Raw genomic sequence first — 11,599 nt, 5'->3', positions numbered from 1 at the left:
CCAGAAATAAATCAGTCCCCTTTTTTTCGAGTTGCCGTCAGACCTAGTAGAAGTCGGCCAAACTATAGCTGAATGGCCGTCAAAAACATCAATAGTTATAGATTAAAAATCTTACTTCCGCATTCAGGAGAGATGTCTGCCCCATGATTGAGAATTCCAAAGAGTTCATGCTTTTTAATGTGTACGACTATGCCGCAATGGTGGAGCAGTGTGTCGATAACTCCCAAACATTTTTAGAGGTGTGGTTATTGGATGAACCTTCTATAGCTATATCTTTGTATCGACCTACAAGGCTTGGTATTCTAAATAGATATATTTATGCAATGATATCGACGTGGTTGCGGCGTGAGTACAGAAAGAATTCTGATTGCTATGAATTTGAAGAAGTTGAGGGGGTGGAACGTTGCTTTGAAGTTTATGGTGTAAAATTTATAGATTATTCGACATTCTTGGAAAAATGCAATGGTGTAGACTTTCCAGAATGTGAGCGCTTCTACGAGTGGTTTCTCCTAAACGAGGAAGCATTTAATTCTTATTGGGAAAAAATAGCTGATGAGGTTTTTCATATTATGTTTGCTAATAGGGGGTTCCTGATACGCTTCAGTGAATCGCTTGCGGAATTCGTTGAGGATAATTTTTCGGTTTTTATAAAAACAATTAAGACGGATTCGAATAGTATCGCCCGATACCCTCAAGTTCCTAGCTGGCTTAAAAAGGGTGTTTTTTTTCGAGATGGAGGGCGCTGTGTCTTGTGCAGGGTTGATTTGAGTGGACTCCACGCAACTGATAGAACGTTGCATTATGACCATATAGTTCCTCTTGCCAGATATGGGACAAATGATCCGTCAAACTATCAACTGCTATGCAAAAAGTGCAATCTTAAAAAATCTGCTTCGAATCCCGTGACAGGTAGCCACTACAATGCATGGTGGGATTATTGACCGTCATAGGTTTTATCAAAAAGGGGACTGATTTATTTTCCTGAAATTAATCAGTCTTCTTTTATTACCCCATACTGAAAAAGGGCTTCTCTTCAGGCACCACTATATTCGACTCAATCTTCTTCCCCATGCTGATGCGAGGTTTGGTCGAATAGCCCAGAGATTCATAAAAGGCTTTGACACTTTCATTTGAGTTGACGATTTGCAGATTGATTTACATGCACTTTCGCGCCGTCAAAGCTCCCTCTGCATAACGGACCAGGTTCATCCCTATGCCTTTTCTGCGGTGCGGCGGGTGCACCGCCACCGAATACAACAATCCACGATGGCCGTCGTATCCGGCGAGAACGGTGCCAACGACCTCATTTCCTGACAGGGCAACAAAGAAAAGGCCATCCGCTGTGGCAAGTTTTTTGTCGATGGCGAGGCTGGGAGTGTTGTGCGCGGTTTCGTATCCGAAAACGGTTTCCCAGAGTTCCAAGACGCAGCGGCGATGGTGTTCATTTGAGTAGTCGGCAATAGCGTTCATGCTGTAGCCCTCACATTGAAGGGGCTGACGCTAGCGCCTTGGCGTAGGTAATGTCCACTGTCTCTTCTTGGCCAATAGCTGCCATTTACCAAAGCAGCTACAGCCAACGCTCATTTCCTCTGTCGGTGCGTACTATCCGGTCGCAACAGAGGGCAGGGGTTAGCTCTTAACCTCAACATGATTCAACGCTTAATTCAGAGCCAGCTCATTCCACATTACCAACTGGGCAATCCCAATCGCAGTTTTGCGATGTGCGGACTCCAGCGTGGCAGCAAAGTTATTCACCATTTCATTGGTCGATCCCAATAATTCGCTGGAAAATAAATCCGGCCACATTTTTTATTTGAACGAGAATTCCCGGCCTTCATGGTTCGACGCATTCTGCGGTTATCGAGCACGCAGGATAGAGATGTGGAGTCCTGAGCTTTTCCGCGAAAACTCTATATTCTGGTTCACGGCAAGAGTATCCAAAGCTTTGGGATCGAATAGTTCCTTGGCTATCTTCATAGACAACCCTGAACTGTCCTGACACACCGCTTCCCGATATCGGAAATCTTAGGGTGTAGCTCTTGGATGTGTTTGACTTTATGGTTCCAAAAGTCTGCTCTGTTGTGCCCATCAACGCTGGATCGTATTCAACTCTGACGAGGTAGGCGTCCTTGCCATGATTAATGAGAGTACATCGATGAACCATCACCTCTTCCTCGGTTTCCGTTGGAAGAGGATCTGAGGTGAACGAGAACTCTGCCAAATATGACTTGTCGCGCTCTTCCATTGCCAACTCCAAAGCCCGAAGTTGTGCCTCGATTTGCTTCGTGGCCACTGTCGCCATGATTTTTTGCTGATCTACTGAATTTTTCAACTCCTGAGCCTGAAGCTTCAGCGCCGCGGTGCTCTGCTGTAATTCGGTTGCCTGAATCTTCAGTGCCTCCGTACTCAGTCTCAACCCCTCACCCTGCTGCATGAAACCGAGGACCAGCCAGAACAAACTTACAGTGCCAATCGCACCCGCAAGGAAGTCACCTACTTCGTTGAGGGGCATAGTCAGTAGCGTGTCTGCTCGCCCGCCTATTATCGGCAGGATGAAAGCCAGATATGCCAAAGTCATCGCAACGCCGATCGCACCCAGGTGCTTGCGCAGTCCCCAGCCCTGCGGTCTGACTTTTTGCGAGAAGTAATTCAGCACAACGGTAGCCACAAGCGCCGATACCATCCCCGCAATGATGGTCGTTGAGAGCGGCCATCCTTCATCTGGCACTACTACAGGCGGTGGCACGCGCCAGAACACACCGCCCACTGGTTTCCACAGTTCCGCCATCACAACCTCTAAGCTTCAATCCGCGACACATGGTCAGCGATGATAGCTGCGGCATGAAACGAAAGAAACTTGGTGAAGTGGACAATGGGCGCCATGATCGGTGCCCATTTATGGACTCAGCCGCGTGCGTTGCGCCCTGGCTCATCCTCAGTAACCCGCCACCGCCAATACTTGTCTGGTCCGACCCATACGACAGAGTCAGGTGTCAGTTTCTTAAAGGCGTTCAGCACAGTGGTGCCCAGCACGAGGTTGCCTTCGGTATTTTCGCGCAGCAGTACCTCGCTCTTGGCACTGACGATGTGGTCCACAACGTCGTCCTGGTAAAGGCACCCGTCCTTTTCGATCTGCGCCAACATCCAGTCGGAAACCGACTTGGCATCAGTAGTCACTTTGGCTCGTCCTCGACCGGCACCAGCGAGTCGCCGGGGAAACGGCCCATTTCAAGTTTCTTGCCCGCGAACCACTGGCACTCGAAATTTTTAATGTCGCTACCATAGTTGCCTCGGACTGTCATTACTGGGCCACCAGATTTAATCTTCACCAGATCCCCAACCTTGAATAGTGTTTCCTTTGACATTGCGCTTTCCTTAAGTAGTAGCCAATTGGTATGCCGATAGTATTCTCGTGGCTGCACAAAGCACAATTACGTTTGCATGCGCCGCTTTGCCACGTTTTCACTCATCGTCGTTTATCTTCCTCTCACTGCTGCTGAATTTGACCGGCATCACGTCGCGCTCAGCCAAAGTATCAGGTTCAGGATGCGCGAAGCTGGTATCGAGATGAATCTGATCAGTAAGCAGTCGGCTCTCATGCCTATAAGAAGGCATTGGTAGCGCGCCCAGATATTTTCAATGTGCTGAATTGGAAGTAGCTGTTCGCGAAGGCTGAGATCGGCCAAAATCGGTCTCAATATCGACGCTAGGACACAGAAGAGATATGTTTCACCTTACACTGGAAGCACTGAACCTCCTGCAGGAGCGCCGCCTCAGCTGCGTCACGAAGGCCTCCAATCGACTCCAGCTGGGGGGTGGGCCACCTTCGAAATCGAATGGTTTGTACTGGCTTTATACCAGCTATTCGGATGCGGAGATCCGGTCAGCCTCTCCAAGCCAGAAGAGGGGCTCAGTGGCTATCAATATTCTTGCTGCACATCGTGAGAACTTAGGAATGATCTGCGATCGCAGGGTGGGTGACTTCCGGGTCGTCTATAACGGCATAGGCGGTATCGGTCTCAAGGGGCATGGCGGGCTTAGAGAGCGAATTCTTCAAGAGTTCCGAGGCGGGAATGGAACGGGTTCACTGGCAATCTGCGACACGTCGTTGAACGATCTCACCAAGTGGCGTTACTCATATGTCTTATGGTCAGAAATTGAACACAAGGAGAGCATTCAGTATTTGTCTCTTGCGGAGCGGCTAGAAACGATGTGGCGCTTGCACTTCGGCTGGCCAATTTTGTGCGCGCGGTGAGGCGGGGGGCTCGCCCCGTTTTTTGGAGACGCCCTATGACCGCTCCTGGCCGGAAGCTGACGGTCAGGAGCGACAGCTAAAGGCCAGAAGCAGCCGCTCGGGAGTGGCGTGTTTTGACCGGGCGCTGCCGCACCCGAACGGTTGCATGGGCTGATAGAGAACATCTGCTTTACGCCTCCACTCTCAGCAAAGGGCCGACACCCTGATGAACTCATTCACTGAGCATGTCGCCAGTTTGACGTCTTTTTCTCACACAACTGATCGTCAAAAGCACACCGGCTGCAATGCCTTGTGTACCGCACATAAGCCAGATTAGGCCTATGTGAAAAAGGACCCAGGCACTCAAACCTAAAATCAGTGTTAACAACACCCCAAGTACAAGTAGTGGCAGGTGTTGCAAAGAGGGGCTGTCCTCCAGCGAGTCGGAAAAAATGCTCCAACATGCCCATTGCGAGAACAGCGACAGCAGAAGCCACAACATGATCACCCCCCAACCTGAAAAGGATTGTGAGGTGAACAGGTTGATCGTCGAGGTGATGGTGAACCAAAGAGTGAAGACGAATGTAGTGCTTGAAGGTACGGTATAGGCTGGAAGGGCAATGGCTATCTGAATCAACTTGAGTGTTTGCAAACGAGTCATTCATACGCTCCCTGCGAGTTGAATTTTACCGCGCCCATGGACTCTTCAGTGACTATAGATCAGGAGTTCTTTGAGGGGAGTATGCTGATGGTCAGCTATTGGCCGATTACCGTCATCCACGAGCATCAATTTTCGAACAACCTGTAAGTTACTCTTGATCAAAAGTGATCGCAGGGCTTTTGCTTACCTGCTGGATCCTCGATGGTGCGCGTTGACCTTTCTATTAGTGGCTTCCCATGAGTAACTAATTACGCGCATTGGCGCTTGGTATCTTCGTTTGCGATACCTCCCAACGACGCATGCGATTGGCGCATGGGTACACAGCTCGCTAAGGTCATGATTCGTTTTTGATCCTGCCCGCAAACCGGGCGCAAAAACGTCACCATCACCTTCAGCGGAACCCACATGCGATATCGACGCCTCGACCTTAATCTCTTGGTTGCGCTGGACGCCTTGTTGAGCGAATGCAGTGTGAGTAGGGCCGCGGAGCGTCTGTGTCTGGGGCAGTCAGCTGCCAGCTCGGCATTGGGCCGCTTGCGTGAACATTTCAACGACCCGTTACTGGTGCAAGTGGGGCGCCGCCTGGAACCCACGGCGCTGGGCCTGGAGTTGCTGCCAAAGGTACGTGCAGCGTTGGCACTCACACGGGAAGTCGTCGACGCGCCACTAAGTTTTGACCCGGCGAGCTGCGAACGGCACATCACCCTCGTAGCCTCCGATTACGTCGCCGACGTGCTGCTTCCGGCTGTCAGCCGAGTTCTGGCGAGTATCGCTCCGGGTATTCGCTTGAGCCTGCGCGACATGCCTGTCCCGCGCGACGGTGATGTCGTCAGCGAAGCGCTGGATTATCGGCGCAGTGATTGCGTGATCGTGCCGCAGCGACGGCTGAATCCGGCCTATCCCCATGTGCCGCTCATGACGGACCAGCTGTGTTGCATCGTCTGCGCCCAACAGCTCCAGTTTGCCGAGCAATTGAGCCTGGCCGACTATCGCGCCGCGGCGCATGTGGTGCGCGAGTTTGCCGACGGGCACAACCTGGCGTTGGACGCCATGCACCTGCATGAGCTCGGGATTGAGCGGCAAGTGGCCGTGACCATTGAAAGCTTTGTGCTGATGCCGCAGTTCATTGTCGGCACCGCGCGCATTGCCACGGTGTTTCGACGACAGGCGCAACGCTTCGCCCAGTGTTATCCATTACGCGTCCACCCGGCGCCGCTGGCTTTCCCAGAGGCCGTTCAAGTCTTGCAATGGCATCCCTATCAAGAACATGACCCGGTCATGCAGTGGTTTCGCGGCCTGCTTCTGGAACAGGCCGCGTTGCTCGATCAACCCTCTGCCTGATCGCCGCTGTCGGCGACCAATCCGGCCTTGGCGATGGCCAGCAATGCGCAGCGCTCGTCGTTGTCCGAGGTATCACCACTGATGCCGATGGCCCCGAGAATCATGCCCTCGGCATTTCGAATCAGCACGCCGCCCGCCACCGGAATCACCTCGCCGCCGGTCAAACTGTTGATCGCATCGAAAAACGCTGGCATTGCCTGCGCGCGCCGCGCCAGTTCACGGCCGCCAAAACCCATGCCCAGGCAACCGCGTGCCTTGCCGGTGGCGATTTGCGGGCGCAGGAAAGTGGCGTCTTCGTCGCGCAAAACCGCCAAGGGATGGGCGGCGGCATCCAGTACGGCGACGCCCAGAGGTTTGATCCCGGTTTCCCGAGCAATGCGAATGGCATCGCTGGCCATGCTCGTCGCAGTCAGCAGATCCAGTCGTTGCATGGCATCTTTCCTCATACGGTCCACTTGCCCAGTTGGGCCACGCGGTCGCGGGTGTAAAGATCGGTCCACTTCAGCGAGTTGAAATCGGACACTTGCTTGGGGTTGTAGGGGCTGCGATCCATGCGTACCGGTTGGCCGGCCTTGTAAACGGCCTTCAGGCGCGAACGATCCTGAAGGATGCGGATGTCATCCAGTGGTGAGCCATCAAGCACGAGTAAGTCTGCCTGCTTGCCCACTTGCAGCGAGCCGAGGGTTTCACCACGCGGCATACAGCGCGCACCGACAGCCGTCGCTGCGTATAACGCTTCGGCCGGAGTGAATCCCAGGCGCGTGACCAACAGCTCCAGTTCGCGCGCATGCCATTCGCCATAGGGCGTCACCGCAAAACCGCTATCACTGCCGCAGGCAAACGGTACGCCGGCCGCTTTGGCGCGTTTGAGGACCGCCGAACCGACTTCCAGTGTGCGTGCACAATAACCGGCATAACCCGTGCTGATCGCCGGATCGTGGGGCTGACAGAAATCCACGGTGTTTTGCGGGAACGTCATGGTCGGGGCGAGGATGCTGCCGGCTTCGAGCAACGCTTCGATGCACGCGTCGTCCATGTAAAAGGCATGGAAAACCAGATCAACGCCGGCGCGCGCCGCGTACATCACGGCTTCGCGACCGTACGCATGTGTGGCGACCTTGCAGCCCAGACGATGCGCTTCCTCAACCATTTCGAAGGTTTCGTCAGCGGTAAAGGCCGCAATGATTTCGCCGTTTGGGCGGCGGTGCGTGCCGTCCATGGCAATCTTGATCAGGTCAACGCCATCCTTGGCCTGCTTGCGGATCTCCGCGAGGGCGTCGCTACGGCTGGTGACCAACTGCGCGGTGAAGTACTCCGGAGCGCCGACCCGACTCGGGAACCAGTCATTGAGACTCTGGCGGTTGGTGATGACGCGGCTACTGGCTGCGATCCTCGGCCCTTCGAACAAACCAGCGGTCACCGCATTGCGCACGGCGATGCTGAGCTGCCCGCTGTCGCCGGGGCAGACCATGCTGGTGACGCCGGCGGCCAGCACGTGTTGCGCGAAGAACATCCCGCGCAACGCGCGAAATTCGTCGCTGGTCCACAGATCAATGTCTTCTTCGCTTTGCGCGTTGCCGAAGGCCAGATGCGTGTGCACATCCACCAGCCCCGGCATCACGAAATCATCCCCCGCATCCACCTGTGTATCGCCTGGCTGGGGAGCAGGTGCCAACGCGGTGGGCCCAACGTAACTGAGCAGGCCGTTTTCGACGATCAATGTCTGTTGTTGGCGGGTTTGCAGTCCGGTGCCGTCAAACAGGGTCTGGCATTTCAGGTGCAGGGCAGTCATGGCGTCTTCGCTATGTGATTGTTATGCAAAGAGAGGCTAGAGAGCAGGCGAGGGGACGACCAGCAGATTGCATCGATGGCTGCGCATTGATCGCGTCAATAGCTGCGCCGGGCTGAAGCCACCAACGAAAACGCCGGACAATCGTGGGATTGTCCGGCGTTTTTTTGTGCGTATCTTTCAGTAGATCAAGCGGTGCGACCACCGAGGGTTTCAGCAACCCAGTCGGCAATGTATTGCCCGGCATTGATGCTGTTGTCGAAGCTCGAATGCTGCACACCACCTTCACGTTCGGTGAAGATTTTCAATTCACATTTTGGACTGTTGACCAGTTGTTCGTAGGTGCGATGCGCCCACTTCAACGGAATCTGTGAATCCTGCTCGCCATGGGTCACGAGGAAGGGCACTTTGATGCGGTCGAGCACGCCATCGAGGTGGACGTTTTCGGCGATGGTCATGAACTCTTCGACGTCCTTGGCGCCCCACACCCAGCAGACGTGCGCCCAGTAATGCGGTACCGGGAAGCTGCCTTCCTTTTCCAGTCGACGCTTTTGCACATCACGCCAGTCATGGTTGGCCCCCCACACGACGCCGCAGGCGAAGCGTGGTTCGAAGGCAACCGCGCGCGGGCAGTAATAACCGCCCAACGAGACACCTTCGAGTCCAATGCGTGCAGCGTCAACATCGCTTCGGGTTTCCAGCCAATCCACCACGCGACTGGCCCAGTGTTCACTGTCGAATCGTGCGGTCAGGCCATGCAGGCGCAGCGCTTCGCCGGTGCCGGGCTGGTCGATGATCAGCGAAGAGATGCCGCGTTTCGCCAGCCAGGCGGGCAAGCCCACGCGGTATTTCATTTCTTTGGTCGAGTCCAGACCATTGACCTGCACCAGAATCGGCGCCGGCCCCTCGACGCCTTCGGCACGCACGAGCAAGCCGGAAAGATGTTTGCCCTCGTAAGGGATTTCCACCCGTTCACAGTTTTCCCGCGACAGTTCGATGCCGCGCTTGAAGGTCTGCAGAAAACGCTGATACAGCTCGGTACGGCCTGGCGCACCATGGGCTTGCAGACGCTCGCAGGTCAAATAGTAAGTGGCGGCGCGGTTGTATTTTTCGCCAGCCGAGAGCATCCGGCCATTGCCTTCGTCTTCTTCGGCCAAACCGCAGAGCTTGTCAGCCATTTTCGCCCAGGTTTCGCGAAAGGCGCGGGTGCCGGCCGCGTCCGGCTGCTTGGCCGCCTCTTGCAGCGGGGCGCACATCGCTTCGATTTCGCCCATGCGCGCGCCCATTTCAATGGCCAGGTCGACAGAGAGATTCCAAACGTAGTTGGTCGGGAAATAGCGAAACATGATTATTGTTGTCCTTATGGTTGCCTTGGCATTCCCAAGGCACGTTAAGGATCACCCGACTAATTGGCCAATCGTGACGGCGGATACGAGGTATCGCGAGATACGATGGGCACGTGTTGCAGATGCTGGATGGATTCGCTGATGCGCTCGCGCAGCCAGCGGTGCATCGGGTCGCCGTCAACGCTGCGGTGCCACAGCATGTACTCGCGCATGACCGGAATCTTCACCGGCGGCGGCAGGATGCGCAGCGGCAGATAGTGCGCGTAGAGGTTCGCCAGGCGCTGGTGCATCGTGGCGATGCGCTGCGTGCCGACAATCAATTGCGGCAGGGTATTGAAGTCGTTCGTGATCACTTCAATGCGCCGATTGAAACCGTATTGATTCATGAACCATTCTTCGATGCTCATGTGTCGGGTACGGCCAAAGCCCACCGAGACATGGCCCATCTCCATGTACTCCTCAAGAGTAAGGCTGTCGCCGACATGCGTATTGCCTTGCCAGACCACGCACACGTGTTCTTCCTCGAACAGCAGGCGCGAAGGGTGGCCGTCAATGATGTAGCGCTCGGGAACGATCATCAGGTCGACCTCGCCACGCATCAGCAACTCGCCGGAATTGTCGCTGGGACCAAGCATTTCGAAGGTGATGTTAGGCGCTTGCTGATGAATGTTCTGGATCACTTGGGCGAACAGCACGCTGATCAGATAGTCCGAGGTCACCAAGCGAAAATGACGTTTGCTGGTGGCCGGGTCGAACACCGGTTTGGCGGTGATTGATGACTGGATCGTCAGCAGGACTTCACGCACCGGTTTGGCCAGTTCCGTGGCATAGGGCGTGGGCTGCATCTTGCGTCCCACCTGCACCAGCAACTCATCCTCAAAGTAGGTGCGCAAACGCGCGAGCACACCGCTGGTGGCGGATTGGGTCATGTGCAGGCGTTCGGCAGCGCGGGTGATGTTCTGCTCTTCGAGCAACACATCGAGCGCGACCAGCAGGTTCAGATCCAGATGGTTGAAACGCATGGGCAGGTCCGTTTTTGTATTTATTTTCGCAATACATTCGAACGAATCCATTGGCGCGTCAACCTTCGTCGCAGGTATCGCGTTTGCCGATAGGTCGCATCCCGACTCGCGATTAGTCAGCTGTCAGCCCTTGCGCCAATCTTCGCCGCAGTCGGCCCTGCTGCCGACACCACCACCGGTTTCCAGTCAGGCCCGGCGCGCTGCAAGGCGTCCATGGCGACAGTCACCGGATCATAATTTCAATGGAGTGGTAAGCCATGAACATCATTGGCCTTGATGCCCTGATTTTTGGCGTCGATGACATTCAAGCCTGCACCGATTGCCTGCGCGACTACGGCCTTGCGCCGGTCGGCGTTGACAGCAACGGCGGGCGTTTCGAAGCGCTGGACGGCACCGCGGTGATTATCCGTCGAGCCGACGATCCTGATTTGCCGGCGGCGATCGGCCCGGCGCCGTCGATTCGCGAGACGGTCTACGGGGTCGCTGCGATCAGCGATCTGGATGCCATCGAAGATGAGCTGGCCCGTGATCGCATCGTCCGTCGTGATCAGCACGGCGTGCTGCACAGCGTTGACGACATGGGTTTCGCCATCGCTTTTCAGGTCAGCGTACGCAAGCCTTACAGCGCGCCGGATGACCTGACCAACGCCGCCGGCCATGCGCCACAGCGGCCGCTTAACCAGCCGGGCATTAGCCTCGATATGGGCGCTGTTCCGCGCACTTTGTCCCACGTGGTGTATTTCGTGCCCGATGCGGCGAAAGCTGAAGCTTTTTACGCCGAGCGTTTGGGTTTTCGCACCACCGACACCTTCATTGGCGCCGGGCCGTTCATGCGCCCGGCCGGCTCTGACGATCACCATTGCCTGTTCATGATCCAGACCCCGCCGCACATGAAAGGCTGCGAACACTTCACCTTCCACATGGGCAGTGGCACCGAAGTGCTGCTGGCCGGGACGCGTTTCGAGCAAAAGGGCTGGACCAGTTTCTGGGGGCCGGGCCGTCACCTGTTTGGCTCCAACTGGTTCTGGTACTTCAACAGTCCGCTGGGCTGCCACATCGAATACGACGCCGACATGGACAAACACGATGACGCCTGGGAGGCCCGTCGCGCGCCGCTGTCGGCGGATAACTCGCAGCTGTTCCTGTTCAGCGCCAAAGAAAAATGGGCCCCAGGTGGCCCGCCGCCAAAACTCGGTTGAGGCCGCG

Annotated in this window: 12 protein-coding genes and 2 pseudogenes; 4 read left to right on the top strand and 10 right to left on the bottom strand. The window is 55.4% G+C overall.

The window, feature by feature from the left end; all coding sequences use genetic code 11:
• The first annotated feature begins 143 nt into the window (after nt 1-143).
• A complete protein-coding gene (locus tag CCX46_RS15340; protein WP_127927721.1) occupies nt 144-941 on the top strand; it encodes an HNH endonuclease in 798 nt (265 codons plus the stop codon).
• Nucleotides 942-1,005: 64 nt separating this feature from the next.
• On the opposite strand, the pseudogene CCX46_RS15335 reads toward CCX46_RS15340, so the two are convergent.
• The 5 genes and pseudogenes from CCX46_RS15335 to CCX46_RS15320 form a co-directional block, all read right to left on the bottom strand.
• Nucleotides 1,006-1,473 (bottom strand): annotated as a pseudogene (locus CCX46_RS15335) (GNAT family acetyltransferase); the annotation flags it as partial.
• Nucleotides 1,474-1,659: 186 nt separating this feature from the next.
• Nucleotides 1,660-1,788: pseudogene (locus CCX46_RS31150) on the bottom strand (DUF6124 family protein); the annotation flags it as partial.
• A 46-nt stretch (nt 1,789-1,834) separates the two neighbouring features.
• Complete coding sequence (locus tag CCX46_RS15330) at nt 1,835-2,788, bottom strand: hypothetical protein (RefSeq protein WP_127927719.1); 954 nt, start codon at nt 2,786-2,788, stop codon at nt 1,835-1,837.
• Between the two features lie 116 nt (nt 2,789-2,904).
• The gene (locus tag CCX46_RS15325) at nt 2,905-3,177 is read right to left on the bottom strand and encodes a DUF6953 family protein (protein ID WP_127927717.1); all 273 of its coding nucleotides are present in this window, start codon (nt 3,175-3,177) and stop codon (nt 2,905-2,907) included.
• Nucleotides 3,174-3,365 carry a YodC family protein gene (locus CCX46_RS15320; protein ID WP_127927715.1) on the bottom strand — a complete coding sequence of 64 codons (192 nt, stop codon included), beginning with the start codon at nt 3,363-3,365 and terminating at the stop codon, nt 3,174-3,176. Before CCX46_RS15320 ends, CCX46_RS15325 begins: the two co-directional genes overlap by 4 nt.
• A gap of 548 nt (nt 3,366-3,913) precedes the next feature.
• On the opposite strand from CCX46_RS15320, the gene CCX46_RS30870 reads away from it, so the two are divergent.
• Complete coding sequence (locus tag CCX46_RS30870) at nt 3,914-4,255, top strand: hypothetical protein (RefSeq protein ID WP_238553866.1); 342 nt, start codon at nt 3,914-3,916, stop codon at nt 4,253-4,255.
• A 211-nt stretch (nt 4,256-4,466) separates the two neighbouring features.
• Here CCX46_RS30870 and CCX46_RS15310 read toward each other — a convergent pair whose 3' ends face one another.
• The gene (locus CCX46_RS15310; RefSeq protein ID WP_127927711.1) at nt 4,467-4,895 is read right to left on the bottom strand and encodes a hypothetical protein; all 429 of its coding nucleotides are present in this window, start codon (nt 4,893-4,895) and stop codon (nt 4,467-4,469) included.
• A gap of 405 nt (nt 4,896-5,300) precedes the next feature.
• On the opposite strand from CCX46_RS15310, the gene CCX46_RS15305 reads away from it, so the two are divergent.
• A complete protein-coding gene (locus tag CCX46_RS15305) occupies nt 5,301-6,236 on the top strand; it encodes a LysR family transcriptional regulator (RefSeq protein WP_127927709.1) in 936 nt (311 codons plus the stop codon).
• Here CCX46_RS15305 and CCX46_RS15300 read toward each other — a convergent pair.
• From CCX46_RS15300 to CCX46_RS15285, 4 genes are all read right to left on the bottom strand, one after another.
• Entirely contained in the window at nt 6,221-6,667 is a 447-nt protein-coding gene (locus tag CCX46_RS15300) for a GlcG/HbpS family heme-binding protein (RefSeq protein WP_127927707.1), read from the bottom strand. The two genes, CCX46_RS15305 and CCX46_RS15300, sit on opposite strands and share 16 nt — an antisense overlap.
• Before the next feature lie 11 nt (nt 6,668-6,678).
• Complete coding sequence (locus CCX46_RS15295) at nt 6,679-8,028, bottom strand: metal-dependent hydrolase family protein (protein WP_127927705.1); 1,350 nt, start codon at nt 8,026-8,028, stop codon at nt 6,679-6,681.
• 185 nt (nt 8,029-8,213) lie between these two features.
• Nucleotides 8,214-9,371 carry an alpha/beta hydrolase family protein gene (locus CCX46_RS15290; protein ID WP_127927703.1) on the bottom strand — a complete coding sequence of 386 codons (1,158 nt, stop codon included), beginning with the start codon at nt 9,369-9,371 and terminating at the stop codon, nt 8,214-8,216.
• A 59-nt stretch (nt 9,372-9,430) separates the two neighbouring features.
• Nucleotides 9,431-10,393: a LysR family transcriptional regulator gene (locus tag CCX46_RS15285; RefSeq protein ID WP_127927701.1), complete on the bottom strand. Its 963-nt coding sequence runs from the start codon at nt 10,391-10,393 to the stop codon at nt 9,431-9,433.
• 257 nt (nt 10,394-10,650) lie between these two features.
• Here CCX46_RS15285 and CCX46_RS15280 point away from each other — a divergent pair, with 257 nt between their 5' ends.
• Nucleotides 10,651-11,592 carry a VOC family protein gene (locus CCX46_RS15280; protein WP_127927699.1) on the top strand — a complete coding sequence of 314 codons (942 nt, stop codon included), beginning with the start codon at nt 10,651-10,653 and terminating at the stop codon, nt 11,590-11,592.
• The last annotated feature ends 7 nt before the right edge of the window (nt 11,593-11,599 follow it).

Origin of the sequence: Pseudomonas sp. RU47, from assembly GCF_004011755.1 — a bacterium.
Classification (GTDB): domain Bacteria; phylum Pseudomonadota; class Gammaproteobacteria; order Pseudomonadales; family Pseudomonadaceae; genus Aquipseudomonas.
Note: the sequence above shows the minus strand (reverse complement) of the source record. Positions and strands in the feature narration are given on the sequence as shown.